Here is a 25,836-nt window from a genome sequence, read left to right as displayed (position 1 = left end):
ATCAGCACATGAGCACCCACGCAGACAGCAAGCCCTGGACCGTTCCCGCCCTGGCCGAAGCCAAGCGCAATGGCCAGAAGCTGGTCATGTTGACCGCCTACGACGCCGGCTTCGCCCGCACTTTCGATGCCAACGGCGTCGACCTGATCCTGATCGGCGATTCGCTGGGCATGGTGGTGCAGGGCCATGATTCGACCCTGCCGGTGACCGTGGCCGACATGGTCTACCACACCCGCGCGGTGTCCCGCGTGCTGCAGCGTGCGCTGCTGGTGGCCGACCTGCCGTTCGGGGCCGATGCCACGCCGGAACGTGCGCTGGATGCCTCGCTGCAGCTGCTGCAGGCTGGCGCGGAGATGGTCAAGATTGAAGGTGCCGGCTTCAAGGTCGACATCGTGCGCTACCTGGTCGAGCGTGAGATTCCGGTCTGCTCGCACCTGGGCCTGACCCCGCAGTCGGTGCTGCGCCTGGGCGGCTTCAAGATCCAGGGCCGTGGCGATGCCGCGCGCCAGCTGGTGGAAGACGCCAAGGCCGTGGCCGCTGCCGGTGCCGCGCTGATCGTGCTGGAGTGCATGCCGACCCCGGTCGCCGCCGAAGTGACCGCCGCTGTCGACGTGCCGACCATCGGCATCGGTGCCGGCCCGCACTGCGATGGCCAGGTCCTGGTGCTGCACGATTTCATTGGCCTGGACAGCGGCCATCGCCGGCCGAAGTTCGTCAAGGACTTCCTGGCCGAAGGTGGTTCGGTGGCCGGTGCCACCCGCGCCTACGCCGACGCCGTGCGCGACGGCAGCTTCCCCGACGAACAGCACGCCTACGCCCAATGATCCAGACCTTCAACGAGCTTGGCGCCCTGCGCGAGCAGATCGGCCAGTGGAAACAGCAGGGCCTGCGCGTGGCGCTGGTGCCGACCATGGGCAACCTGCACGGGGGCCACCATTCGCTGGTGACCCTGGCGCGCCAGTACGCCGACAAGGTGGTGGCCAGCATCTTCGTCAACCCGACCCAGTTCGGGCCGAACGAGGACTTCAGCCGCTACCCGCGCACGCCCGAGGCCGACGTGGCCGGGCTGGAGCAGGTCGGCTGCGATGCGGTATGGCTGCCCAGCGTCGAGGCGATGTATCCGCTGGGCGTGGACAAGACCACGCAGATGCACGCCCCGGGCGTAAGCGAAGTGTTGGAAGGCGCCAGCCGCCCGGGCCACTTCGATGGCGTCTGCACGGTGGTGGCGCGCCTGTTCCTGCAGGTGCAGCCGGATGTGGCCGTGTTCGGCCGCAAGGACTACCAGCAGCTGGCCGTGATCAAGCAGATGGTGGCCGAGCTGTCGTTCCCGATCCAGATTGTCGGCGCGGAGATCGTGCGTGACGACGATGGCCTGGCCAAGAGCTCGCGCAACCAGTACCTGGATGCCGCCCAGCGCCCGTTGGCGACCACCCTCCACCGCACTCTGCTGGGCATGCGCGAGGGGTACGTGGCCGGGCAGACGCGTGCGCAGATCGAGGCCGATGCCACCGCGGCGCTGCAGGCCGCCGGCTTCCAGGTCGACTACGCAGTGCTGCGCACCCCCGAGCTGGCCGAGCCGACCTTCGACGGTGGCGGCCGGGTGGCGCTGATCGCCGCCCGCCTGGGCAGCACCCGGTTGATCGACAACCTGGAATTCTGATGCCTGCGGGGTCGGATCCCTTTCCCTGTGGGAAAGGGCTCTGACCCCACTTCCAGCCTGCTACCTGAACGGGTTGCCGGCCGTGATGCCCCGCGCTGCGCGGGTGCTAGAATCCCCGCTTTCCTTTGCGTTGTGCCGTGCCATGCATCTGTCCCTGCTGAAGACCAAGATCCACCGCGCCACCGTTACCCATTCCGAGCTGAACTACGAAGGCTCGATCGCCATCGACGACAACCTGCTGGCTGCCACCGGCATCCGTGAGTTCGAGCAGGTGCACATCTGGGACGTGACCAACGGTGCGCGCTTCTCGACCTACGCCATCCGTGCCGAAGCCGGCAGCGGCGTGGTGTCGCTCAACGGTGGCGCTGCACGCCACGTGCAGGTCGGTGACATCATCATCATCGCTGCGTTTGCCAGCATGACCGAGCAGGAAGCGGACAGCTTCAAGCCGAAGCTGGTGTACGTGGACGGCAACAACCAGATCACCCACACCAACGACACGATCCCGACCCAGGCCGCATGACAACGAACAACGGATTCGACTCGCTGCATTCCCACGCCCAGCGCCTGAAGGGCGCAAGCATCCCCAGCCTGCTCGCCGCCGAACCCGGCCGCGTGCAGGACCTGGCGCTGCGGGTCGGTCCGTTGTACGTCAACTTCGCCCGGCAGAAATACGATGCCGCCGCGTTGCAGGCCTTGCTGGCACTGGCCGCCGACCGTGATGTCGGCGGTGCCATCACCCGTCTGTTCCGTGGCGAGCAGGTCAACCTGACCGAAGGCCGCGCCGCGCTGCATACCGCGCTGCGTGGCGACGTGGTCGACGCGCCGGTGGCGGCCGAGGCCTATGCCACCGCACGCGGAATCCGCCAGCGCATGGGCGTGCTGGTGCGCGCGCTGGAAGACAGCGGCGTGACCGACGTGGTCAGCGTCGGCATCGGCGGTTCCGATCTCGGCCCGCGCCTGGTGGCCGATGCGCTGCGCCCGGTCAGCGGTGCGCGCCTGCGCGTGCATTTCGTGTCGAACGTGGACGGCGCTGCCATGCAGCGCACGCTGGCCACGCTGGATCCGGCCAAGACCGCTGGCATCCTCATCTCCAAGACCTTCGGTACCCAGGAAACCCTGCTCAACGGGCAGATCCTGCACGACTGGCTGGGCGGCAGTGATCGCCTGTACGCGGTCAGCGCCAACCCGGAGCGTGCGGCCAAGGCCTTCGCCATCGCCGCTGATCGCGTGCTGCCGATGTGGGACTGGGTGGGCGGCCGTTATTCGCTGTGGTCGGCAGTGGGTTTCCCGATTGCGCTGGCGATTGGTTTCGAGCGTTTCGAACAGCTGCTGGAAGGCGCCGCGCAGATGGACGCGCATGCGCTGGACGCGCCGCTGGAGCGCAACCTGCCGGTGCTGCACGGCCTGACCGACATCTGGAACCGCAACCTGCTGGGCCATGCCACGCACGCGGTGATGACCTACGACCAGCGCCTTGCACTGCTGCCGGCCTACCTGCAGCAGCTGGTGATGGAAAGCCTGGGCAAGCGCGTGCAGCGCGACGGCCAGCCGGTCACCACCGACACCGTGCCGGTGTGGTGGGGCGGGGCGGGCACCGATGTGCAGCACAGCTTCTTCCAGGCGCTGCACCAGGGCACCAGCATCATCCCGGCCGATTTCATCGGCTGCGTGCACAACGATGATCCGTATACGGTCAATCACCAGGCGCTGATGGCCAACCTGCTGGCGCAGACCGAGGCTCTGGCCAACGGCCAGAGCAGCGATGATCCGCACCGTGATTACCCGGGCGGCCGCCCGAGCACGCTGATCCTGCTCGACGCGCTGACCCCGCAGGCGCTGGGTGCCCTGATCGCCATGTACGAACACGCGGTGTACGTGCAGTCGGTCATCTGGAACATCAACGCCTTCGACCAGTTCGGTGTCGAACTGGGCAAGCAGCTGGCCAGCGGCCTGCTGCCGGCGCTGCAGGGCGAGGATGTGGCGGTGGCCGATCCGATGACCCGCGAGATCCTGGCGCAGCTGAAGCGCTGAGGTGTCTGTAGAGTCGAGCCATGCTCGACTGCCTTGTACGCTTGGTCGAGCATGGCTCGACTCTACAAGTCGGTAGCGCCGGGCCATGCCCGGCGAACGTAGTGACCGTCCGGTAGCGCCGGGCCATGCCCGGCGGATTCGCCGCGTCAGCGGCTCGGGTCGCGTTCCGGGCTCGGCCGCTTGGCCAGCTTGCGCTGCAGCGATCGCCGGTGCATGCCCAGCAGGCGTGCCGCGGCCGACACGTTGCCGCCCGTCTCGTGCATCGCCTGCTGGATGTGTTCCCACTGCAGCCGGCTGATCGGCGTCATCGCGTCGGGCACTTCCATTTCGCCGTCATCGGCCGGGCCATCGTCTTCCTCGCCCAGCGCCCGCAGGATCATCGGCACGGTGGCCGGCTTCGGCAGGTAATCATCCGCCCCCAGCTTGATCGCCTCCACCGCGGTGGCGATGCTGGCATAGCCGGTCACCAGCAGGATCCGCATGTCCGCGCGAAGGGCGCGCAGTGGCTGGATCAGCGCCAGGCCGGAATCGCTGCCCAGCTTCAGGTCGATCAGGGCGAAGGCCGGCGGGTGCTGGCGGGCCAGCGACAGCGCGCTGGCCGCGTCCTGCGCGGTCTGGGTTTCAAGCCCCTTGCGGGCCAGGCTGCGCTGCAGCGTGCGCAGGTACAGTTCGTCGTCGTCGACCAGCAGGCCGAGGGTTGAAGCGCTCATGGGGTTTCCTCGCGTGGAGCCAGCGGCAGGCGGAAGCCGACGCGACTGCCGGCCCCCTGGGCCGGGCGCATCCACATCTCGCCGTCGAGGCGTTCGATCGTGGCATGGGACAGGGCCAGGCCGACGCCCATGCCTTCACTCTTGCTGCTGCCGAACAGCTTGCCCGGCAGTACCGCGGCGCGCGCGTTGAAGCCGTGGCCGTAATCGCGCACCTCGCCGATCAGGTCCTCGCCTTCGATGCGCAGGTCCAGGTCCACGCGCGGCCGGCCGGCCTGTTCGCCGGCATCGGCGGCATTGTTCAACAGCACCATCAGCAGGTGGCCCACGCCCGGGTCCAGCGGCAGGCGCAGCGGGGCATCGTCGTTGCGGTGCAGGTCGATGGTCGGGCGCACCAGGCGCCACTGTTCCAGCACCTGCTGGGCGGTGGATGCCGTTCGGCCGGGGCCGTCGGCCGATGCCGGCGCGGCCAGCGCCAGTACGCGCTCACGGCACTGCACCAGCAGCTCGCGCAGGGTTTCCATGTCCTCGCGCACCTCCGGTTCTTCGCTGCGCTCGGCCACGTCGTCGGCCAGCAGGGTCATGGTGGCCAGCGGGGTGTTCAGCTCGTGCGCCACCGAGGCGGCGTGGGTGGCCAGGGCGACGATGCCTTCGTTGCGGGCGAAGCGCTCGCGCAGTGCCGACAGTTCCAGTTCGCGCTGGCGCAGGGCGATGGCCAGGCGCGTGGAGAAGGTCAGCACCACCGCCGCCGACAGCAGGAAGTTGGCCACCACGCCCCAGCGGTTGAGGTCCAGGGTGTTGAAGTAGCCGCTGGGCAGCGGCTGCCCGAACAGGCCGCTGGCGGCGTAGCCGAGCAGGCACGCGGTGGCCACGGCCAGCGCCCAGCGCAGGGGCAGGGCGAAGGCGGCCAGGGCGATCAGGATCAGGAACAGCGAGCCGAACGGGTTGGCGATGCCGCCGCTCCAGCCGACCATCCAGGTCAGGATGATGACGTCGACCAGGATGTGGCCGAACGCGGTCAGCGGTGCCGTGTCGTCCGGTTCCGGTCGCAGCTGCGTATACAGGTTGAACACGGCCAGCACGGCCACGCCGGCCCACAGCGGCAGCTGCGGCAATGGCAGGCCCAGTACCCAGGTGGCCACCAGGATGGTCGCGGCCTGGCCGGCCACGGCCAGCCAGCGCAGGCTGCACAGGGTGCGTAGGAAGGGGGCGTCGGGACCGGTCATGCCCGACCATCGTATGCGTTCACCGGGCAACCTGCCTGCGACAATCGGCCGCAGACGTGCCGACGGCTGAATGGGAATCGCCCGGAATGCAGGGGCGGGCGGTAGAATGCGCCCATGCACGACGCCGTCACCCGCCCGACCCAACCCTCCGATGCCACCGCCTGGTCCCGTCGCCAGACCCATGCCGTCCAGATCGGCGGGGTCACCGTAGGGGGCGGCAAGCCGGTGGTTGTGCAGTCGATGACCAACACCGACACCTCCGACGTGGCCTCCAGCGTGAAGCAGGTGGCCGAGCTGTGGCGGGCCGGTTCGGAAATGGTGCGCCTGACCGTCAATACCGTGGAAGCGGCGGCGGCCATCCCGCGCATCGTCGACAAGCTGGCGATGATGGGCATCGACGTCCCGCTGATCGGCGATTTCCACTACAACGGCCATCAGCTGCTGACCGCCGAGCCGGCCTGTGCCGAGGCGCTGGCCAAGTACCGCATCAACCCGGGCAACGTGGGCTTTGGCAAGAAGAAGGATCTGCAGTTCGCCCAGCTGATCGAATTCGCCATCCGCTACAACAAGCCGGTGCGCATCGGTGCCAACTGGGGCTCGCTGGATCAGGCCCTGGCGGCGAAGCTGATGGACGAGAACAACCATCGCGAACAGCCCTGGGATGCCGGCCGCGTGCTGCGCGAGGCGCTGATCCGCTCGGCGCTGGATTCGGCCGAACAGGCCGTGGAAATCGGCCTGCCGCGTGACCGCATCATCCTGTCGGCCAAGGTCAGCGGCGTGCAGGAACTGATCGCGGTCTACCGCGACCTGGCCCAGCGCTCGGATTTCGCCCTGCACCTGGGCCTGACCGAGGCCGGTATCGGCAGCAAGGGCATCGTCGCTTCGGCGGCGGCGCTGAGCGTGCTGCTGCAGGAAGGCATCGGCGACACCATCCGCATTTCGCTGACGCCCGAGCCGGGCCAGTCGCGCACGCAGGAAGTGATCGTCGCCCAGGAACTGCTGCAGACCACCGGCCAGCGTGCCTTCACCCCGCTGGTCACGGCGTGCCCCGGCTGTGGCCGGACCACCTCCGAGTTCTTCCAGGAACTGGCCAAGGTCGTGCAGAACCACGTGCGCGAAAAGATGCCGCTGTGGAAGGTGCAGCACCCCGGTGCGGAGAACATGACCCTGGCGGTGATGGGCTGCATCGTCAACGGGCCGGGCGAGTCGCGCCACGCCAACATCGGTATTTCCCTGCCGGGTACCGGCGAAACGCCGGCCGCGCCGGTATTCGTCGATGGCGAGAAGAAGGTGACCCTGCGCGGTGACAACATTGCCCAGGAATTCGTTGCCCTGATCGACGAATACGTCGAACAGAAGTATGTCCGGATCGCCGGGTAAGCCGGCAATCCTGGCCGCGCCGGAACGAGCGTCCGGCTTCCGCCACTGGATGGGGCGCAATGCCTGGCGCCTGGTGCTGCTGTTCGCCGGCGTGCTGCTGCCGTTGGCCGGCTTTGTCACCCTGGCCGATGAAGTCCACGAGTTCGAGTCCTTCCACTTCGACGCCCCGCTGCTGTGGCAGATGCACGGGCTGCATTCGCCGTGGCTGGACCGTTTCTTCGTGCTGCTGTCCAAGCTGGGCTACGAGTGGCTGCTGATTCCCGCCGACGTGCTGATCGTCGGCCTGCTGCTGTGGCGCCGCCGCTGGCGCGAGGCCACCTTCGTGGCGGTGTGCTTCGTCGGGTCGGCGCTGCTGAACATGGGCAGCAAGCAGTTCTTCCAGCGCGAGCGGCCCAGCCTGTGGGAATCGATCGCGCCGGAATCGACGTTCAGCTTCCCCAGCGGCCATGCGATGGGCACGATGACCCTGGCCATGACCCTGGTACTGCTGGCCTGGAATACCCGCTGGCGCTGGCCGGTACTGCTGCTGGCGCCGTCGTTCAGCCTGCTGGTCAGCATTTCACGGGTGTACCTGGGGGTGCATTACCCGTCCGATATCCTGGCCGGATGGTGTGCCGCGCTGGTTTGGGTGGTAGGGTGCTATCTGGTCATGTTCAGTCGCCGGCATCCATGGCGACATCACGGTTCGCCGCCAGCGACGGCCAGCGAAGCGATCGCAACAGGGGAGTGACGCGGATGCCCCTCCCGGGGCGTCTACGTAATGGGCAGGTTGTTTCGATGTAACGGGTCATGCGGGCCAGGGGGCACGATCGATGGGCGAAGACTGTGATGCGCGGGGCAGAATGCCGTTTCTGCGCAACTGCGGCGCTTGCGATGGTGGTGCGCCCTTGCCTAGGTTGATCCGCAATGGCCGCATTCGAAGAGGTACGTGAATGACGATTCGAGTCTACCTGGTGGATGACCACGCACTGGTCCGCACCGGGATGAAGATGATCCTGTCGGGTGAAACCGACATCGAAGTGGTGGGCGAAGCCGAGACCGGCGAAGACGCCCTGCGCGAGATCCGCCAGCTGCTGCCGGACGTGGTGCTGTGCGACCTGCACCTGCCGGGCGTCAGCGGCATGGAAGTGACCGAGCGCATCGTCCGCGGCCATCGCACCACCCGGGTGGTGATCGTGTCGGTGCTGGAAGACGGCCCGCTGCCCAAGCGCCTGCTGGAAGCCGGCGCGGCCGGTTACATCGGCAAGGGCTGCGATGCGCAGGAACTGCTGCGTGCGGTACGTGACGTGGCCGGCGGCCGCCGCTACCTCGGTACCAGCATCGCGCAGAACCTGGCGCTGTCCACGGTGGAAGGCAATGCCTCGCCGTTCGATACGCTGTCGCCGCGCGAGCTGGAAGTGGCGCTGCTGCTGACCCAGGGCCTGCGGCAGGAAGACATTGCGCGGCGCCTGAGCCTGAGTGCGAAGACGGTGAACACGCACAAGGCGCGGTTGTTCGAGAAGATGGGGATCCACGACAACATCGCGTTGGCGCGGATGGCGAGCCAGTACGGGTTGGTGGATCCGGCGCGGCCGCTGTAAGGGTTTCGGCCAGCGGCGCAACCCCTCGCGGTGTGCGGCAGGATTCGCAGGGCCACGGGCAGTTTCCGTGCGCCGCCACCGCGGACGAGCTTGATTCTGTAGAGCCGAGCCCATGCTCGGCTGCTTTCCGGTCCGCTGGCGCGGAGCCGAGCGTGGGCTCGGCTCTACACCTGGATTGGGCTCAGTGGCCGCGGACGCGCTTGATGATCTTCGCGGCGTCGGCGGCGCTGGCGCGTACCTTGTCCCATTCGCCGTCGGCGATCCAGTTGCCCGGCACCATCCACGAGCCACCGATGCAGACCACGTTCTTCTGCTCCAGGTACTCAGCGGCGGTGTTTTCGGTGATGCCACCGGTCGGGCACAGCTTCAGGTCGGCCACCGGGCCGGCCAGACCCTTGATCATCGCCAGGCCACCCACGGCCGTGGCCGGGAACAGCTTGCACACCCGGAACCCACGCGCATAGAGCGACAGCAGCTCGGTCGGCGTGGCCGCACCCGGCACCACCGGCAATGGCGCCGCGGCCAGTGCATCGGCCAGCACCGGCGGCGTACCCGGCGTCACCAGGAAATCCGCGCCCGCATCGATCGACCGCTGCATCTGCTCCACGGTCAGCACCGTGCCCGCACCCACCACCACATCGGGCAGCTCACGCTTGAGCATCGCCAACGCTTCCATCGCCACCGGCGTCCGCAGCGTCAGCTCGATGGCCGGCAGCCCGCCTTCCAGCAGCGCCGCACTCACTGCCCGCGCCTGGTCCAGCGTATGAATCGTCACCACCGGCAGAATCCCCGCCGCATGCAGCAACTCCGCCGCCTTCACCTGATGTTGTTCGATACCCATAGCTCTGCTTCTGCCTTTGCTTTCGAATTTGATTTTCAGTGATCACTTCGCGGCACTGATGCGCCGGAGAGTGTCAGGAGGGCGCGGTCAGCCCCAGCCGGGACCGCAGGCGCCATGGATGGCGCCTACGAGCCCCATGGATGGGTTCACGGCGTGTCCCGGCTGGGGCTGACCGCGCCCTCAACCAGGAGACTCACCGCCGCAACAAACCCGCAGCGCTCTTTCAACAACTCAGGCGTCCTTGGCCTCATGCGGCGCCGCCGCAGCCGCCGCATCATGCCCCAGCTCATACTCCGAATCGTAATCCCACGGCCCACCATCCGCCGCCGCCGGCCCACACGAAATCGAAATCGCCCCCTGGTCCGCCGGACCCACCACACGACGGTTGATCGCGAACAGGTTGCGCCCCAGGTCATGCGCCGCCGGCGCCGTATTCGGCGCCAGCGAACGTGCCGCCCACTCGGCCGCATCCACCAGCACTTCCAGCGTGCCGGCTTCACCGTCCAGGCGGATCATGTCGCCCTCGCGCACCTTGGCCAGCGGGCCACCGCGCGCTGCTTCCGGCGTCACGTGGATCGCCGCCGGAATCTTGCCCGAGGCGCCGGAAAGACGACCGTCGGTGACCAGCGCCACGCGCCGGCCCTGGTTCTGCAGCAGGCCCAGCAGCGGCGCCAGCGAATGCAGTTCCGGCATGCCGTTCGCACGCGGGCCCTGATAACGCACCACCGCCACGAAATGCTCGGGCAGCAGGCCACCGGCATGCAGCTTGTTCAGCACCTGCGGCGCATCGACCACCACGGCCGGTGCCTCGATGGTGCGGTACTGCGGCTTCACCGCCGACAGCTTGATCAGCGACTTGCCCAGGTTGCCGCGCAGCAGGCGCAGGCCACCCTGGTGTTCGAACGGGTTGTCGACGCTGCGCACCACTTCTTCATCGGCGCTGCGTTCCAGGCCCGGCAGGTACACCAGCTTGCCGTCGCGCAGCTGCGGCTCGCGCGCGTAGTCGGCCATGCCGCCGCGCGCCACGCTGACGATATCGCCATGCATCAGGCCGGCCTTGATCAGTTCGCCGAACACGAACGCCGGGCCACCGGCCGCGGCGAAGCGGTTCACGTCGGCCTCGCCGTTCGGATAGACGCGGGCCAGCAGCGGGATCAGCTGCGACAGCTCGTCGAAATCGTCCCAGGTCAGCACGATGCCGGCGGCGCGGGCCACGGCGATCCAGTGAATGGTGTGGTTGGTCGAACCGCCGGTGGCCATCAGCGCGATGACCGCGTTGATGATCGCGCGCTCGTCGATGATGCGGCCCAGCGGACGGAAATCGTCGCCCAGCGCGGTGATGTCCAGCGCACGCTCGGTGGCTTCGCGGGTCAGCGCATCGCGCAGCGGCGTATCCGGGTTGACGAACGAGGCGCCCGGCAGCTGCACGCCCATCGCTTCCAGCAGTACCTGGTTGGAATTGGCGGTGCCGTAGAAGGTGCAGGTGCCAGCGCCGTGGTACGAGGCGGACTCGGCTTCCAGCAGTTCTTCGCGGGTGGCTTCACCGGCCGCATAGCGCTCGCGCACTTCGGCCTTCTGCTTGTTGGGGATGCCCGGGGTCATCGGGCCGGCCGGCACGAACACCGCCGGCAGGTGGCCGAAGGCCAGTGCGCCGATCAGCAGACCCGGCACGATCTTGTCGCACACACCCAGGTGGATGGTGGTGTCGAACATGTCATGGCTGAGGCCGATGGCCGTGGCCTGGGCGATCACATCGCGCGAGAACAGCGACAGTTCCATGCCGCCACGGCCCTGGGTCACGCCGTCGCACATCGCCGGCACCGCGCCGGCCACCTGTGCGGTGGCACCCAGTTCACGGGCGATCGCGCGGATCTGCTCGGGATAGGTTTCGAACGGCTGGTGCGCCGACAGCATGTCGTTGTAGGCGGTGATGATGCCCAGGTTGGGCGTCACGCCACCGCGCAGGCGGCTCTTGTCGGTGCCGCCACAGGCGGCGAAGCCGTGGGCGAGATTGCCGCAGCTCAGGCGGCTGCGGAACGGGCCATCGCGCAGGGCGGCGTCGATCGCGGCCAGGTAGGCGGCCCGCGAAGCGGCGCTGCGGGCGATGACGCGATCGGTGATGGCTTGCAGTTGCGGATGGAGGCTCATTGGCTACCGGCGTTCAAGGTGGCGGGTGGCTGGCGGCGGTGGGCGCCGCCGCCGACATCAATCAGCCCAGTGCACGCGCAGGCGCGCGCCGTCCAGGTTGATCGCGTTGAGGATCGGGTACTGCTGGGCATCGTTGCTGTCCAACGCCTGGCGAAGGACCTGCAGCTTCTGCTTGCCGCGCAGCAGCAGCAGGCGCTGGCGGCACTGGCCCAGGCCACGCGGGGTCAGGGTGATGCGCAGCGGCCACTGGTTGGCACCGGGGCAGCCGGTGGCGTCCAGCGCCGCGTAGGGCAGCGTGCTTTCCAGGGCGCGGGCCAGGTCCTTCGAGCCCGGGAACAGCGAAGCGGTGTGGCCATCGTTGCCCATGCCCAGGGCCACCACGCTGGGCGCCTGGCTGTGCTGGGCCTGCAGATTGGCGGTGTATACACACTCGGGCAGCGGCTTGCCGATGCGCACCAGCGGATCGAAGTGCGCACCTTCGGCACGCTTGAGCAGGTGCTCGCGCACCAGCCAGGCGTTGCTGTCGCGATCCTGCGGCGACAGCCAGCGCTCATCGGCCAGGCTCACTTCCACCCGGTCCCACAGCACGTCCAGTTCGGCCAGCGCTTGGTACACCGGTGCCGGCGTGGTGCCGCCGGACAGCAGGATGCGGGCACGGCCCACTTCATTGATGTCCTGGTTGATCGCCTGCGCCATTTCGGCGGCCACGGCCTCGATCCAGCCATCGGCATCGCCGTGGCTGATGAAGTCGATGCGGTCGTCGTGGAAGATCGGGCTCATGCGGCAACTCCTGGGGCGTCACGTTCAGCGTCGGCGGCATAGGCGGCGGCGCCCAGCAGCCCGGGGCAGGGGTGCATGATCGCCAGCGACGGCACCCGTGCCATGATCGAAGAGAACCGGCCCTTGTGCTCGAAGCGCTGGCGGAAACCGGAGTGCTGCAGCGAGTCGAGCATCTTCGGCACCAGGCCGCCGGTCAGGAACACGCCATCCCAGGCGCCCTGCACCAGCACCAGATCGCCGGCGATGGCGCCGAACACCGCACAGAACACGTCCACCGTGCGCATCGCCTGCGGGTCGCCCAGGGCGGCGCGGGCGGTGACGTCGACCGGCTGCAGCTGGCCCGGATCGAAACCGGCCATCTCGCACACGGCGCGGTGGATGTTGACCAGGCCGGGGCCGCAGATCAGGCGTTCGTTGGAGACCCGGCCGAACTGCTCGGACAGGATTTCCAGGATGCGGATTTCTTCCGGCGTGCCCGGCGGGAAGCTGACGTGGCCACCTTCGGTTTCCAGCGGATAGCTGCGGCCGTGGCGCACGATCAGGCCGCCGACACCCAGGCCGGTGCCGGGACCGATCACGCCGTAGTTGCGCGACTCGCCCGGCGCGGCCGGGGTCCAGTGCGCGCCACCGATCTGGATCACGTCATGCGGCTGCAGCAGGGCCACGGCCATCGCCTGGGCGGCGAAGTCGTTGATCAGGTGCAGTTCGTCGAAGCCGAGCATGGCGGCGGTGCGGCTGCGCGAGATCACCCACGGGTGGTTGGTGATGCGCGCTTCATCGCCGTCCACGCGGCCAGCCACGGCGAACACACCGCGGCGCGCGCTGGCACCGGCCTGTTCCAGGTAATGGCGGGCCGCATCACCCAGCGAAGGGAACTCGGCCACCGCGTATTCGCGGATGCTGTCCTTCTGCAGCGGCGCGTCCAGCGAGGTGTCGGCCAGGGCGAAACGGGCGTTGGTGCCGCCGATATCGGCGACCAGCACCGGCTGGCTGCCGGCACTCATGCCGACGCTCCGCGGTCCGGTGCATCCACGCCCTGCGGCAGGAAATCGGTCGCGTTGTCCGGGCCCCACTGGCCGGCCGGGTAGGGCTCCAGCGGCAGCTTGGCGGCCTTCCATGCATCGGCCACGCTGTCGATCCAGGCCCAGGCCGCGCGCACTTCGTCATCGCGCACGAACAGGGTGTGGTTGCCGTTGAAGGCATCCAGGAACAGGCGCTCGTAGGCGATGCGGCGGTGCAGGCCGGTCGGCACCGACAGCTCCAGCTCCAGCGGGTGCAGTTCCAGCGCGCCCCATTCCGGGCCGGCCAGGCTGCTCATCAGGCCCAGTTCGATGTTTTCCTGCGGCTGCAGCTGGAACACCAGGCGGTTCGGTGCGGCCTGCGCACGCTGCGGGCGCTCGAACAGCCAGTGGGTGACCGGCTTGAGGGTGACCACCACGCGGGTGGTGCGCTCGGGCAGGCGCTTGCCGGTGACCAGGTGGAACGGCACGCCGCTCCAGCGCCAGTTGTCGATGTGCGCGGTGACGCCGGCGAAGGTTTCCACGTCGCTGCCTTCCGGCGGCTGGTAGGCCTGGGCCGGCTGGCCGTTGATGGTGCCGGCGGTGTAGCGGCCGCGCACGCTGTCACGGGCGGCATGCTTGGCATCCAGCGGGCGCAGGGCGCGCAGCACCTTCACCTTTTCGTCGCGGATGCGGTCGGCTTCCAGCGATGCCGGCGGCTCCATGGCCACCATGCACAGCAGCTGCAGGATATGGCTCTGTACCATGTCGCGCAGCGCGCCGGAGCGGGCGTAATAGGCATCGCGGCCGTCCACGCCTTCGCTCTCGGCCACCAGGATGTGCACCGACTCGATGTAGTTGCGGTTCCACACCGCTTCCAGCAGCGTGTTGCCGAAGCGCAGCGCGATCAGGTTCTGCACCGCGGCCTTGCCCAGGTAATGGTCCAGGCGGAACACGCGGTCTTCGTCGATCCACTGGCCGATGGTGGTGATGATCTCCTCGGCGCTTTCGCTGTCGCTGCCGATCGGCTTTTCCAGCATCAGGCGGGCCGGCGAGGCCAGCGCGCCGCCCTTGGCCAGGCCTTCGCAGGTGGAGATGTACAGGCCCGGCGGAATGGCCAGGTAGCTCACGCAGCGGCGGTCGACCAGATCGGAGACCGCGGCGGCGACCGAATCGACATCACGCAGGTCGACCGAGCGGTAATCGATGCGGCGCAGCAGCGCGGCGATGTCGTCCTGGCTGGCCATGGGCATGGCCTGCTGCAGGCGCGGGCGCAGGATGTCATGGAAGGCTTCGGTGTCGTGGCCGGACAGGGCCAGCGCACGGATGCGGAAATCCTCCGGCAGCAGGCCGTCGCCCAGCAGGCGCAGCAGCGAAGGGAACAGGTAGCGCTGGGCCAAATCACCTGTGGCGCCGAACAGGAAGAGGGTGTCGTGCATCGCTCGAGTTTCAGATCCGGGTGACATCGTTGTCAATCGCTTCATGGCTGGGTTCAGGGGACATCCGCGCTACTGTCTGTCCGAGGCTCGCTGGGGTCGGTTTTCCGGCAGGCCGGGTGACCGTTCCATTCGAAACCACTGTGCCGATGACCTTTCGTCTGGCCATCGATGCAGGTCGGCGCGCACCGACGTTCGGATAGTGCCACGTGAAAACGTTTACATGGCAGAATGGGCAACTGTATTCGATTGCAGTGGTCGCCGTCATGCGGCAGCCGCGCAATCATCACTGCCATCGGGAGGGCCGAAGGCAGTCCCCAATGACAGCCCGGCGTCGGGCGGACTGGATAGAGTGATATGGCAAAAGTGCAGTTGCAGGGTGTGCGCAAGGTCTACGACAACGGCCAGGTCGCGGTGAAGGACGCCACCTTCGAGGTCGCCGATGGCGAGCTGATGGTGCTGGTCGGGCCGTCCGGCTGTGGCAAGTCGACCCTGCTGCGGATGGTGGCGGGGCTGGAAGAGATCAGCGGTGGCACGCTGACCATCGGTGACCGCGTGGTCAACGATGTGGCGCCGAAGGACCGTGACATCGCGATGGTGTTCCAGAGCTACGCGCTGTACCCGCACATGACCGTGGCCGAGAACCTGGCCTTCGGCCTGAAGCTGCGCGGCCACGACAAGGCGACCATCGACAAGCGCATCGCCGAAGCGGCGCAGACGCTGGGCCTGACCGAGATGATGGACAAGCTGCCCAAGGCGATGTCCGGCGGCCAGCGCCAGCGCGTGGCGCTGGGCCGTGCGCTGGTGCGCGAACCGGCGGTATTCCTGCTGGACGAACCGCTGTCCAACCTGGATGCCAAGCTGCGCCACAGCGTGCGTACCGAAATCGCGCAGCTGCATCGCAAGCTGGGCACCACCATGATCTACGTGACGCACGACCAGGTCGAAGCGATGACCCTGGGCCAGCGCATCGTGGTGCTGAAGGACGGCATCATCCAGCAGATCGATACGCCGATGGCGCTGTACGACCGCCCGGCCAACCTGTTCGTGGCCGGTTTCCTTGGCAGCCCGGCGATGAACGTGCTGCGCGGCACGCTGCAGGGCGATGCTGGTGGCGTGTCGGTGGTCGATGGCCAGTGGCGCGGGCCGCTGGGCCAGGCCACCATCGATCCGGCGTGGCTGCAGAAGCCGATTGCCGTGGGCGTGCGCCCGGAGCACCTGCAGCCGGCCGCCAGCGACGACAGTCATGCCTTCACTGCACGCATCGAAGGCATCGAGCCGGTCGGCAACGAGATCTTCGTCAACCTGAGCAGTGGCAACCATGCGCTGACCATGCGCGTGGCACCGCAGTCGCTGCCGGGCGTGGGTGAGGAGATTCGCGTGGCGATCCACCCGCAGGGCCTGCATTTCTTCAATGCGGAAACCGGCGAGCGCCTGTAGATCCACGCCACGCGTGGATGAGGCTGTCCGGGCAGTGCGGACCAACGGTCCGCACCCACCGCGGTCAGCGTTCAGTAGATCCACGCCATGCGTGGATGGGCGACCAGGCTCAGCGCCCCAGGCCATCCAGCAGCGGCACCCGCTGCGCGGCCATGCCACCCACCTGCAGTTCGGCATCGCTGGTTTCCAGCGGCAGCACCGCCAGGGCCAGGTCGCCAGCCACGCTGGCCACGGTGCCCAGCGCGGTGCCGTCCTGCTCCACGCCATCACCAGCCTGCGCTGGCGCGGCGGTATGCAGCAGCTGCACGGCACGCTTGGCCTTGCCCAGGAAGTGGGTGCGGGCCACGATTTCCTGGCCCGGGTAGCAGCCTTTCTTCACGCTGTAGCCGTTCAGCCGGTCCAGGCCCAGCTGCTGCGGGGTCCACACTTCGCGCTGGCTTTCCTCCAGCCGCGGCAGGCCGAAGCGCAGATCGGCCTGGCGCCAGGCCAGGGCGAAGGTGGCCTCTTCGGCCGCGCTGCCGGCCGCGAAAGCGTCGGCCAGGCCGATCCGCAGCGTGCGTGGCAGGGCTTCGCTGCCCAGGTCCAGTTCCCAGCCCGCATCGCCGCCGCCGGCAATCGCCGCGCCGCTGGCCGCTTCCGGCGCAGTGAAGGCGCCGGCCACGGCCAGATCGGCATGAACCTGCAGCTTCACCTTGCGACGGAAAACGAACCGCTGCAGTTGCGACGCAATCGCATCGGCATCGCCGTCGGCCAGCACCAGCATCACGTGGTCATCGGCCAGCTTCAGCAGCTGGAACACCGCCAGAGTGCGGCCCTTGGCGCTCAGCCAGGCACTCCACTGCCAGTGCAGCAGGGGCAGGGCGGTCACGTCGCCACTGAACTGGGCATGGGCGAAGACGGCCGCATCCGGGCCCTGCAGGCTGAGCAGCTGGTGGCCGGGCAGGCGCGGATATGCGACGAAAGCAGGGGGCAGGTTGTCAGGCACGTGAACGAGGTCTAAAATTTGTGCGTTGCGAGACCGAACATGATAGGCCAAACAACCCCCACTCCCGACGACGAAACTGAAGCTCCGCTGGTTCCCGCGGCACCTGTGCCCGTGGAAAAACCAGAGGCGGAAGAGGAATTCGGCGGCCGCGGCGGACTTGATCCGGTGCGGTATGGCGATTGGGAGAAAAACGGACGCTGCATCGATTTCTGATCAGCATTGAGCCAACGCGGCATCGTGCCGCCCAGCCGAGACAACGAGCCCAGCGAAATGGCGACCAGACAACGCCCCCTATCCCCGCACCTCCAGGTGTATCGCTGGCAGATTCAGATGGCCACCTCGATCCTGCATCGAGCCACTGGCGTCTTTCTGTCCGTGGGTGCCCTCATCATCGCTGCCGGCCTGCTGGCCCTGATGATGGGCCCCGATTCGTGGAACTGCTTCACCGGCCATGCCGGGGCCTGGTATGGCCGCGTGTTCCTGTTTGCGTGGACATGGTCGTTCGCCTATCACCTGTGCAATGGCATCCGCCATGTCGTACAGGACTTCGCCGTTGGTTTCAGCATTCGGGCCTTCGTCCGCAGCAGCTGGATCTCGGTGTTCGGCAGTCTGGTGATCACCCTGCTGGTCTGGGCCTACGTGATGTTCGGAGGTGCCGCGTGAGCAAGTTCCGTACCCCGCTGAAGAACGTGCGTGGCCTTGGCTCGGCCAAGACCGGTACCGAGCACTTCGTGCACCAGCGCCTGACCGCCGCCGCCCTGGTGGTGCTGGGCCTGTGGTTCCTGGTGTTCGTGGTCAGCATGGCCGGCGCCGATTACGCCACCGCCACCGCTGCCATCGCCAAGCCGTGGAACGCCGTGCCGCTGATCGGCCTGCTGATCACCATGTTCTGGCACGCCCAGCTCGGCATGCAGGTCGTGCTGGAAGATTACATCCACGAATCGCTGCTGGCCCTGGTGCTGCAGACCGCGGTGAAGTTCGTCGCCGTGCTCGGCATGATCGTCAGTGTGTTTGCGGTGGGCCGCATCGCCCTCGGCGTTGCCTGAGCCCAGGCACCAAGACAGGAATCCAGACTAGATGTCCGCTTACAAGATCACCGAACACAAGTACGACATGGTCGTGGTGGGCGCCGGCGGCGCCGGCCTGCGCGCCACGTTCGGCCTTGCCGCCAAGGGCCTGCAGACCGTGTGCCTGACCAAGGTCTTCCCGACCCGTTCGCACACCGTCGCTGCCCAGGGCGGTATTTCCGCCGCGCTCGCCAACATGGGCGAAGACGATTGGCGCTACCACTTCTACGACACCATCAAGGGCTCGGACTGGCTGGGCGACCAGGACGCCATCGAGTACATGTGCCGTGAGGCCATCCCGGCCATCATCGAGCTCGAGCACTACGGCGTGCCGTTCAGCCGCACCGCCGAAGGCAAGATCTACCAGCGCCCGTTCGGCGGCATGACCACCAAGTACGGCGAAGGCCCGGCGGCGCAGCGTACCTGCGCGGCGGCCGACCGTACCGGCCATGCCATGCTGCACACCCTGTACCAGCAGTCGCTCAAGCACGACGCGCGCTTCATGATCGAGTACTTCGCACTCGACCTGATCTTCGATGACGAAGGCGTGTGCCGTGGCGTGCTGGCCCTGGACATGTCCGACGGCACGCTGCACCTGTTCCGCGCCCAGGGCGTGGTGCTGGCCACCGGCGGCTACGGCCGTGCGTACTTCAGCGCCACCTCGGCGCACACCTGCACCGGCGACGGTGGCGGCCTGGCCATGCGCGCCGGCATCGCCATGCAGGACATGGAGTTCGTGCAGTTCCACCCGACCGGTATCTATGGCGCCGGCTGCCTGATCACCGAGGGTGTCCGCGGTGAAGGCGGCATCCTGCGCAACAGCAGCGGCGAGCGCTTCATGGAGCGCTACGCACCGCATTACAAGGATCTGGCCTCGCGCGACGTGGTGGCCCGTTCGATGACCATCGAGATCCGCGAAGGCCGCGGCGTCGGCGAGCACAAGGATCACATCCTGCTCGACCTGACCCACCTGGGCCCGGGCGTGATCGACGAGAAGCTGCCGGGCATCGCTGAAAGCGCCCGCATCTTCGCCGGCGTCGACGTGCACAAGCAGCCGATCCCGGTCATCCCGACCGTGCACTACAACATGGGCGGCATTCCGACCAACTTCCACGGCGAAGTCGTGCGCAAGGATGGCGACAATCCCGATGCCGTGGTGCCGGGCCTGTACGCCATCGGCGAAGCGGCCTGCGTGTCCGTGCACGGTGCCAACCGCCTGGGCTCGAACTCGCTGCTCGACCTGGTGGTGTTCGGCCGTGCCGTGGCCAACCGCTGCGCGGAAACCATCAAGCCGGGCGCTGCGCACAAGCCGCTGCCGGCCGATGCCTGCGACAAGGCGCTGGGCCTGCTGGACAAACTGCGCTACGCCAATGGCGATACGCCGACCTCGGTCATCCGCGACAACATGCAGCGCACGATGCAGGCCGACGCCGCCGTCTTCCGTACCAGCCAGACGCTGAAGGAAGGCTGCGAGAAGATGGCGACCGTGTTCGATTCGTTCCAGGACGTGAAGGTCAGCGACCGTTCGCTGGTCTGGAACTCGGACCTGATCGAGACCTACGAGCTGAACAACCTGCTGCTGAACGCGGTGGCGACGATCAACTCGGCCGAACAGCGCAAGGAAAGCCGTGGTGCGCACGCGCACGAGGACTTCCCGGATCGCGACGACGTCAACTGGCACAAGCACACGCTGGTCACCGTCGACGAGAAGGGCAAGTGCAGCTTCGACTACCGTCCGGTGCACATGTACACGCTGACCGACGAGGTCGACGTGGTGCCGCCGAAGCCGCGCGTGTACTGATCGCGACCCCCGCCTACCATGCAATCCGCGCCCCAGTGGCGCGGGCCGCCTGAGCCAACGAGAGCAGCCATGGCCGAGTTTTCACTCCCCAAGAATTCCAAGGTCACGAAGGGCCAGCACTTCCCCGCCAAGAGCGGTGGCAAGAACCTGCGCACCTTCAAGATCTACCGCTGGAGTCCGGACGACGACAGCAATCCGCGCACCGATACCTATGAGATCGATCTGGACGCCTGCGGCCCGATGGTCCTGGACGCGCTGATCAAGATCAAGAACGAGATCGACCCGACCCTGACCTTCCGCCGCTCCTGCCGCGAAGGTATCTGCGGTTCGTGCGCGATGAACATCGACGGCACCAACACCCTGGCCTGCACCCGCGCCATCGCGGACTGCGGCAAGAAGGAAGTGCCGATCTACCCGCTGCCGCACATGAGCGTGGTCAAGGACCTGGTTCCGGACCTGACCCACTTCTACGCGCAGTACGCCTCGATCAAGCCGTGGATCCGTACCCAGACCCCGGCACCGCCGGATCGCGAGCGCCTGCAGTCGCCGGACGACCGCAAGAAGCTGGACGGCCTGTATGAGTGCATCCTGTGCGCCTGCTGTTCGACCAGCTGCCCGAGCTACTGGTGGAACGGTGAGCGTTACCTGGGCCCGGCGATCCTGCTGCAGGCCTACCGCTGGATCATCGATTCGCGTGATGAAGACACCGGTTCGCGCCTGGACGATCTGGAAGATCCGTTCAAGCTGTACCGCTGCCACACCATCATGAACTGCGCACGGACCTGCCCGAAGGGCCTGAACCCGGCGCTGGCGATCGCCGAGATCAAGAAGCTGATGATGGAACGCCGCGCCTGATACAGGCCTGGCGGTACCCGGTAGAGCCACGCCATGCGTGGCTGCACCATCCAGCAGAGCCACGCCATGCGTGGCTTTGCTGTATCTGGAGAAACACGATGGATGAAGAAACCCTGCTGAAGAAGCTCCGCTGGCGCTGCCGCCGCGGCATGCGCGAACTGGACCAGCTGTTCGAGCGCTACCTTGACCGCGAATGGGGCAGTGCACCGACCGAAGAGCGCGAGGTTTTCCTGTTCCTGCTCGACTGCGAGGACGATAAGTTGTGGCGCTGGTTCATGGGTTATGAAACCTGCCCGCATGCCCACGCGATCCCGCTCATGGACAAGATCCGCGCCCTCAAGCCTTGAGTGGCGCCCCTCCCGGCTGCAGGCCGGGGCGCAGCTGGCGGTGCTGCTGGCCGCCCCCTGGCTGCTGCGCGCCTCCGACCTGCCGCCCCGGCTGCTGACCGCCGCCGTGCTGCTGGCCTGGGCGGTGGGCCTGGCCGAACTGGTCTGGTGCCTGCGCAGGCCGCGCCTGCGGCTGGATCTGCCGGTACCGCCCGATCCGCTGCGGGTGGATGGGCTGGATATCGAGGCGGCGCAGCTGGTGGTACGCGGACCCTGGCTGCTGCTGCACTGGCACGACGGGTGCAGGCGCCGGCGCCTGCTGTTCTGGCCCGATGTGCTCGACACCCGGCAGCGACGTGAACTGCGACTGGCCGTGTCCGCACGTGGCGTTTCACGTCGACCCCGTACGATGGCACCATAGACTGAATCGACTGGCGTGCCTGCATGTTCAAACCCATCCCCGTGGCAATCGGCCTGCGCTATCTGCGCGCCAAGCGCCGCAACGGCTTCATCTCCTTCATTTCGATGGCATCGATCCTGGGCATCGCGCTCGGCGTCACGGTGCTGATCACCACCCTGGCGGTGATGAGCGGTTTCCAGAAGGAAATCCGCAGCCGCCTGCTGCAGATGACGGCGCACACCACCATCAGCCGCGATGGCGAACCCATGCCGGACTGGATGCGCGTTGTGGACGTGGCGAAGAAAGATCCGCGCGTGGCCGGTGCCGCGCCATACATCGAGATCCAGTCGATGATCAGCGGCCCGCGCGTGCAGGGTGCGATCATCCAGGGCATCGAGCCGGCACTGGAACCCAAGGTGTCGGTGATCGACCAGAAGATCACCAAGGGCAGCTACGACAGCCTCAAGCCGGGCAGCTTCAACCTGCTGCTGGGCAAGGAATTGGCGATCTGGCTGGGCGTGGACGTGGGCGACCAGGTGCTGGTGACCTTCGCCGAAGTGCAGGGCACACCCGCCGGCGCGGTGCCGCGGATGAAACGCTTCACCGTGAGCGGCATCTTCGAGGCCGGCTACAACGAAGTCGACCGTGGCGTCGGCTTTGCCAACATGCAGGACCTTGAGCGCGTGCTGCGCTCGGACGGTGCCACCGGCGTGCGCCTGAAGCTGCACGACATGGACCGTTCGCTGGAAGTGGGCGTGGACCTGGCGCAGAACCTCGGCGGTGCCTACCGGGTGAGCGACTGGACCCAGCAGAACGCCAATCTCTACCACTCGCTACGCATGGAAAAGGTGGTGATGGGCATCCTGCTGTCGCTGATCATCGCCATGGGCGCCTTCAACCTGGTGTCCTCGCAGGTGATGCTGGTGACCGACAAGCAGGCCGACATCGCCATCCTGCGCACCCTGGGCCTGACCCCGGGCGGGGTGATGCAGGTGTTCATGGTGCAGGGGTCGCTGATCGGCATCTTCGGCACCCTGGCCGGCCTGATCGGTGGCATCACCCTGACCCTGAACCTGGAACGCATCCTCAGCACCATCGAGTCGCTGTTCAACGTCAAGCTGCTGCCGGAGGACGTGTACTACATCACCGGCCTGCCGACGGACATGCAGACCGGCGACATCGTGGTGATCACCCTGGTCGCACTGCTGATGAGCTTCCTGGCCACTCTGTATCCCGCCTGGCGGGCGGCACGCACCCAGCCGGCGGAGGCCCTGCGTTATGAATAAGATCGTCAACCGTGGCGATGAAGTGATCCGTGCCGAAGCGCTGGGCAAGACCTACGCCGAAGGCCGCATGCAGACCCCGGTGTTCGACGGCCTGGACCTGAAGGTCAACGCCGGCGAGACGGTGGCGATCATCGGCGCGTCCGGTGCGGGCAAGAGCACCCTGCTGCACCTGCTGGGCGGCCTGGATGTGCCGACGGCCGGCGAAGTCTACGTGACCGGCCAGCGCATGTCGGCGCTGTCGGACACCGCGCGTGGCCTGCTGCGCAACCAGGCGCTGGGCTTCGTCTACCAGTTCCACCACCTGCTGCCGGAATTCACCGCGCTGGAAAACGTGATGATGCCGGTGATGCTGGCCGGTACCGGCGTCCCCGAAGCCACCCAGCGCGCGACCGCGCTGCTGGAAGCGGTGGGCCTGGGCCATCGCCTGGACCACAAGCCGGGCGAACTGTCCGGCGGCGAGCGCCAGCGAGCGGCGGTTGCGCGTGCGCTGGTCAATCATCCAGCCTGCGTGCTGGGTGATGAGCCGACCGGCAACCTGGACGACCGCACGGCGGCCACCGTGTTCGAGCTGATGCTGGAACTCAACCGTGCGCGCCACACCAGCCTGGTGCTGGTGACCCACGACCGCAGCCTGGCCCGACGCCTGGACCGCGTGCTGGAACTGCGCGAAGGGCGCCTGCACGCCCTGGCCCACGCCGACGTCTGAGCCGCCGGGCCTCCTCTGGTAGCTGCCGACCCTGGCCGGCAGCGCCTGCGGGCAAGCGCCAGCCAACGTTGGCGACGACTGGTTTCCGGCCGTTACCGCCGACCGGCGGCTGAATCGGGCCGCCGGCCGTCGCGCCGGCGTCGCCCCGGCGGGCGCATGATGTGCGCAGTCCACCGCTGGAGATCGCCGTGAGAATCCCGTTGATGATCGCCGGCCTGTGCCTGGCCCTGGCTGGCTGTGCCACCACCGGCCTGAGCAGTGCCGACCGGCTGGATCTGTACCGCAGCCATGCCGGCCCGCCGCAGCGGGACATGCAGTTCTTCGGCACGCTCAATGGCTGGAACGAACTGGGCGACAGCGCCCTGGCGGTATGGACCCGGCCCAGCGAAGCCTACCTGCTGGAACTGACCGGCCCGTGCCCGGACCTGTCCAGCGCCCTGGCGATTGGCCTGACCAGCCGCATGGGCCGTGTCACCGCACCCTTCGACAAGGTTCTGGTGCGCGACCCCACCGGCGGCCCGCGCCTGCCTTGTTTCATCAAGACGATCCGCAAGCTGGACGTCAAATCCCTGCGCGCGCAGGAAAAGGAAATGCGCCAGGCGCAGGTGCAGGAGCGCGAGGAGCCCGCGGAATAATCGGGTAGCGCCGGGCCATGCCCGGCGGATATCTGGTCGCCGGGCATGGCCCGGCGCTACCGGCTCAGGCTTCGGGAGTGAAGCCGGCCGGCTTCTCCGCGTCCTTCTCGAACAGGAACTTGACCAGCTCCGCTTCCAGCATCGCGCGGTGTTCCGGCTTGCGCGGCGACAGGCGGTTTTCGTTGATCAGCATGGTCTGGTGGGCCAGCCACGCCGCCCAGGCCGGCTTGCCGATGTGGTTGAACACACGCTGCCCCAGTTCACCCGGATAGGGCACGAAATCCAGGCCCTCGGCATCGCGTTGTTCGTACTGGCAGAAGACGGTTCTGGGCATGGTGGTCACTCGTGGTTGCGGGGTTTCGTTGATTTTCGTTTCGGCGCCTTTACTGCAGCGCCCTCCAGCAGCTTGCGGATCGGCGCCGGCAGGCCGAGCGCGGGCAGTTCGTCGGCGGCGACCCAGCGCAGGCCGGGTTCTTCCACGCGCAGACCGTGTACCTGCCGCGACAATACCTGCAGATGCAGCCGGTAGTGGCTGAAGGTGTGCTGCAGCACCGGCAGTTCGTGCGCATCTTCCAGCGAACCGTCCACGTGCGCATCGAACCAGTCCTGCAGTTCGCTGCCGGCCTCGGCCTGCGGCAAGGTCCACAACTGCGCCCAGATGCCGGTGTCGGGGCGCTTCTGCAGCAGCACGCGCTGCTGGGCATCGCGCAGCAGCAGGGCCACGGCCTCGCGCTCGGGCAGGATCTTGCCGGGTTTCGGCGTGGGCAGGTCGGCGGTGCGGCCTTCGCGGCGTGCCACGCAGTCTTCCTGCATCGGGCAGATCACGCAGGCCGGCTTGGCACGGCTGCACACGGTCGCGCCCAGATCCATCTGCGCCTGGGTGTAATCGGCCATGCGACCGGCCGGCACCTGCGCTACATGCGCTTCGGCCAGCGACCACAGCTGCTTCTCGATGGCCGGCAGGCCGGGGAAACCCTCGATGCCGTGATAGCGGCTGAGCACTCGCTTGACGTTGCCATCGAGGATCGCGAACGGGTCGTTCCAGGCCTGGCTGAGGATCGCGCCGGCGGTGCTGCGGCCGATGCCGGGCAGGGCGTGCAGGGCATCGAAATCGCGCGGCAGGTCGCCGTCGTGCAGCTCCACGCAGCGCTTGGCCGCGGCGTGCAGGTTGCGGGCGCGGGCGTAGTAACCGAGCCCGGCCCACTGCGCCATCACCGCGTCGTTGCTGGCGGCGGCCAGGTCGGGCAGGGTCGGGAAGTGCTGCAGGAATCGCTGGAAATACGGGATGACCGTGGTCACCCGGGTCTGCTGCAGCATGATCTCCGACAGCCAGACCCGGTAGGGACTGCGCGGATGCTGCCAGGGCAGGTCGTGGCGGCCGTGGCCATCGAACCAGTGCAGCAGGCGGGCGACGAAGCCGTCTTCCCGGGCAGTGTTGGCGCTGGCGTGCGGCTGGCGGGGCATGGGTGTTCCGGGGAAGGCAGCCACCCGTGGGGTGGCTCTACTGGGTTGCGCGTCGTGCGCAGGGCGGTAGAGCCACGCCAT

28 protein-coding genes are annotated in these 25,836 nt (G+C 67.6%); 18 read left to right on the top strand and 10 right to left on the bottom strand.

Features of this window, described 5'->3' with window-relative positions:
* Positions 1-8 precede the first annotated feature (8 nt).
* The 4 genes from panB (at position 9) to pgi (ending at position 3,694) form a co-directional block, all read left to right on the top strand.
* Positions 9-824: a 3-methyl-2-oxobutanoate hydroxymethyltransferase gene (gene panB / locus ACM2ZB_RS06615; protein ID WP_108759494.1), complete on the top strand. Its 816-nt coding sequence runs from the start codon at positions 9-11 to the stop codon at positions 822-824.
* Positions 821-1,660 (top strand): pantoate--beta-alanine ligase, encoded by an 840-nt coding sequence (gene panC, locus ACM2ZB_RS06610; RefSeq protein WP_416057913.1) that lies wholly within the window; start codon positions 821-823, stop codon positions 1,658-1,660. The genes panB and panC overlap by 4 nt, the downstream gene beginning before the upstream one ends.
* A gap of 142 nt (positions 1,661-1,802) precedes the next feature.
* Positions 1,803-2,183 (top strand): aspartate 1-decarboxylase, encoded by a 381-nt coding sequence (gene panD / locus ACM2ZB_RS06605; protein ID WP_006432456.1) that lies wholly within the window; start codon positions 1,803-1,805, stop codon positions 2,181-2,183.
* Entirely contained in the window at positions 2,180-3,694 is a 1,515-nt protein-coding gene (gene pgi, locus ACM2ZB_RS06600) for a glucose-6-phosphate isomerase (RefSeq protein WP_313443318.1), read from the top strand. The genes panD and pgi overlap by 4 nt, the downstream gene beginning before the upstream one ends.
* Positions 3,695-3,840: 146 nt before the next feature.
* Here pgi and ACM2ZB_RS06595 read toward each other — a convergent pair whose 3' ends face one another.
* Both ACM2ZB_RS06595 and ACM2ZB_RS06590 read right to left on the bottom strand, forming a co-directional pair.
* The gene (locus tag ACM2ZB_RS06595) at positions 3,841-4,404 is read right to left on the bottom strand and encodes a response regulator transcription factor (RefSeq protein ID WP_313443316.1); all 564 of its coding nucleotides are present in this window, start codon (positions 4,402-4,404) and stop codon (positions 3,841-3,843) included.
* Complete coding sequence (locus ACM2ZB_RS06590; protein WP_416057912.1) at positions 4,401-5,627, bottom strand: ATP-binding protein; 1,227 nt, start codon at positions 5,625-5,627, stop codon at positions 4,401-4,403. The genes ACM2ZB_RS06595 and ACM2ZB_RS06590 overlap by 4 nt, the downstream gene beginning before the upstream one ends.
* 114 nt (positions 5,628-5,741) lie before the next feature.
* Here ACM2ZB_RS06590 and ispG point away from each other — a divergent pair, with 114 nt between their 5' ends.
* The 3 genes from ispG to ACM2ZB_RS06575 all read left to right on the top strand — a co-directional run bounded on the left by ispG (position 5,742) and on the right by ACM2ZB_RS06575 (position 8,587).
* On the top strand, positions 5,742-7,007 hold the full coding sequence (gene ispG, locus ACM2ZB_RS06585) for a flavodoxin-dependent (E)-4-hydroxy-3-methylbut-2-enyl-diphosphate synthase (RefSeq protein WP_313443313.1): 1,266 nt from the start codon (positions 5,742-5,744) through the stop codon (positions 7,005-7,007).
* On the top strand, positions 6,988-7,737 hold the full coding sequence (locus ACM2ZB_RS06580) for a phosphatase PAP2 family protein (RefSeq protein ID WP_313443312.1): 750 nt from the start codon (positions 6,988-6,990) through the stop codon (positions 7,735-7,737). Before ispG ends, ACM2ZB_RS06580 begins: the two co-directional genes overlap by 20 nt.
* Positions 7,738-7,939: 202 nt before the next feature.
* On the top strand, positions 7,940-8,587 hold the full coding sequence (locus tag ACM2ZB_RS06575; RefSeq protein WP_313443310.1) for a response regulator: 648 nt from the start codon (positions 7,940-7,942) through the stop codon (positions 8,585-8,587).
* Positions 8,588-8,768: 181 nt separating this feature from the next.
* Here the strand turns inward: ACM2ZB_RS06575 and eda are convergent, their stop codons facing one another.
* The 5 genes from eda to zwf form a co-directional block, all read right to left on the bottom strand.
* Entirely contained in the window at positions 8,769-9,428 is a 660-nt protein-coding gene (gene eda, locus ACM2ZB_RS06570; protein ID WP_416057911.1) for a bifunctional 4-hydroxy-2-oxoglutarate aldolase/2-dehydro-3-deoxy-phosphogluconate aldolase, read from the bottom strand.
* Between the two features lie 231 nt (positions 9,429-9,659).
* On the bottom strand, positions 9,660-11,576 hold the full coding sequence (edd, locus tag ACM2ZB_RS06565) for a phosphogluconate dehydratase (RefSeq protein ID WP_416057910.1): 1,917 nt from the start codon (positions 11,574-11,576) through the stop codon (positions 9,660-9,662).
* Between the two features lie 57 nt (positions 11,577-11,633).
* On the bottom strand, positions 11,634-12,356 hold the full coding sequence (gene pgl, locus ACM2ZB_RS06560; RefSeq protein WP_313443306.1) for a 6-phosphogluconolactonase: 723 nt from the start codon (positions 12,354-12,356) through the stop codon (positions 11,634-11,636).
* Positions 12,353-13,360 carry a glucokinase gene (gene glk, locus ACM2ZB_RS06555; RefSeq protein ID WP_416057909.1) on the bottom strand — a complete coding sequence of 336 codons (1,008 nt, stop codon included), beginning with the start codon at positions 13,358-13,360 and terminating at the stop codon, positions 12,353-12,355. The genes pgl and glk overlap by 4 nt, the downstream gene beginning before the upstream one ends.
* The gene (zwf, locus tag ACM2ZB_RS06550) at positions 13,357-14,793 is read right to left on the bottom strand and encodes a glucose-6-phosphate dehydrogenase (protein ID WP_416057908.1); all 1,437 of its coding nucleotides are present in this window, start codon (positions 14,791-14,793) and stop codon (positions 13,357-13,359) included. The genes glk and zwf overlap by 4 nt, the downstream gene beginning before the upstream one ends.
* Before the next feature lie 354 nt (positions 14,794-15,147).
* Here zwf and ACM2ZB_RS06545 point away from each other — a divergent pair, with 354 nt between their 5' ends.
* Entirely contained in the window at positions 15,148-16,230 is a 1,083-nt protein-coding gene (locus ACM2ZB_RS06545; RefSeq protein WP_313443299.1) for a sn-glycerol-3-phosphate ABC transporter ATP-binding protein UgpC, read from the top strand.
* Between the two features lie 109 nt (positions 16,231-16,339).
* On the opposite strand, the gene ACM2ZB_RS06540 is transcribed toward ACM2ZB_RS06545, so the two are convergent.
* A complete protein-coding gene (locus ACM2ZB_RS06540) occupies positions 16,340-17,215 on the bottom strand; it encodes a YgfZ/GcvT domain-containing protein (protein ID WP_416057907.1) in 876 nt (291 codons plus the stop codon).
* Between the two features lie 39 nt (positions 17,216-17,254).
* On the opposite strand from ACM2ZB_RS06540, the gene ACM2ZB_RS06535 reads away from it, so the two are divergent.
* The 10 genes from ACM2ZB_RS06535 (at position 17,255) to ACM2ZB_RS06490 (ending at position 24,291) form a co-directional block, all read left to right on the top strand.
* The gene (locus ACM2ZB_RS06535) at positions 17,255-17,428 is read left to right on the top strand and encodes a DUF1674 domain-containing protein (RefSeq protein ID WP_079221501.1); all 174 of its coding nucleotides are present in this window, start codon (positions 17,255-17,257) and stop codon (positions 17,426-17,428) included.
* 57 nt (positions 17,429-17,485) lie between these two features.
* Positions 17,486-17,878 carry a succinate dehydrogenase, cytochrome b556 subunit gene (gene sdhC, locus ACM2ZB_RS06530; protein ID WP_416058519.1) on the top strand — a complete coding sequence of 131 codons (393 nt, stop codon included), beginning with the start codon at positions 17,486-17,488 and terminating at the stop codon, positions 17,876-17,878.
* On the top strand, positions 17,875-18,261 hold the full coding sequence (sdhD, locus tag ACM2ZB_RS06525; protein ID WP_313443295.1) for a succinate dehydrogenase, hydrophobic membrane anchor protein: 387 nt from the start codon (positions 17,875-17,877) through the stop codon (positions 18,259-18,261). The genes sdhC and sdhD overlap by 4 nt, the downstream gene beginning before the upstream one ends.
* 31 nt (positions 18,262-18,292) lie before the next feature.
* Positions 18,293-20,083 carry a succinate dehydrogenase flavoprotein subunit gene (gene sdhA, locus ACM2ZB_RS06520; protein ID WP_313443293.1) on the top strand — a complete coding sequence of 597 codons (1,791 nt, stop codon included), beginning with the start codon at positions 18,293-18,295 and terminating at the stop codon, positions 20,081-20,083.
* A 69-nt stretch (positions 20,084-20,152) separates the two neighbouring features.
* Positions 20,153-20,938 (top strand): succinate dehydrogenase iron-sulfur subunit, encoded by a 786-nt coding sequence (locus ACM2ZB_RS06515; RefSeq protein ID WP_416057906.1) that lies wholly within the window; start codon positions 20,153-20,155, stop codon positions 20,936-20,938.
* A 98-nt stretch (positions 20,939-21,036) separates the two neighbouring features.
* Entirely contained in the window at positions 21,037-21,285 is a 249-nt protein-coding gene (locus ACM2ZB_RS06510; RefSeq protein ID WP_313443289.1) for a succinate dehydrogenase assembly factor 2, read from the top strand.
* Between the two features lie 40 nt (positions 21,286-21,325).
* A complete protein-coding gene (locus tag ACM2ZB_RS06505) occupies positions 21,326-21,685 on the top strand; it encodes a hypothetical protein (RefSeq protein WP_416057905.1) in 360 nt (119 codons plus the stop codon).
* 23 nt (positions 21,686-21,708) lie between these two features.
* Complete coding sequence (locus tag ACM2ZB_RS06500) at positions 21,709-22,950, top strand: lipoprotein-releasing ABC transporter permease subunit (RefSeq protein ID WP_313443284.1); 1,242 nt, start codon at positions 21,709-21,711, stop codon at positions 22,948-22,950.
* A complete protein-coding gene (lolD, locus tag ACM2ZB_RS06495) occupies positions 22,943-23,656 on the top strand; it encodes a lipoprotein-releasing ABC transporter ATP-binding protein LolD (RefSeq protein ID WP_416057904.1) in 714 nt (237 codons plus the stop codon). Before ACM2ZB_RS06500 ends, lolD begins: the two co-directional genes overlap by 8 nt.
* A gap of 203 nt (positions 23,657-23,859) precedes the next feature.
* Positions 23,860-24,291: a DUF6491 family protein gene (locus tag ACM2ZB_RS06490; protein ID WP_416058518.1), complete on the top strand. Its 432-nt coding sequence runs from the start codon at positions 23,860-23,862 to the stop codon at positions 24,289-24,291.
* A gap of 64 nt (positions 24,292-24,355) precedes the next feature.
* Here ACM2ZB_RS06490 and ACM2ZB_RS06485 read toward each other — a convergent pair whose 3' ends face one another.
* Both ACM2ZB_RS06485 and mutY read right to left on the bottom strand, forming a co-directional pair.
* Positions 24,356-24,625: an oxidative damage protection protein gene (locus ACM2ZB_RS06485; RefSeq protein WP_313443277.1), complete on the bottom strand. Its 270-nt coding sequence runs from the start codon at positions 24,623-24,625 to the stop codon at positions 24,356-24,358.
* 5 nt (positions 24,626-24,630) lie between these two features.
* Positions 24,631-25,755, bottom strand: a complete 1,125-nt coding sequence (gene mutY / locus ACM2ZB_RS06480) for an A/G-specific adenine glycosylase (protein ID WP_416057903.1) — start codon at positions 25,753-25,755, stop codon at positions 24,631-24,633.
* Positions 25,756-25,836: the final 81 nt, after the last annotated feature.

The organism is Stenotrophomonas maltophilia (assembly GCF_047782825.1).
In the GTDB taxonomy this organism is placed as follows: domain Bacteria; phylum Pseudomonadota; class Gammaproteobacteria; order Xanthomonadales; family Xanthomonadaceae; genus Stenotrophomonas.
Note: the sequence above shows the minus strand (reverse complement) of the source record. Positions and strands in the feature narration are given on the sequence as shown.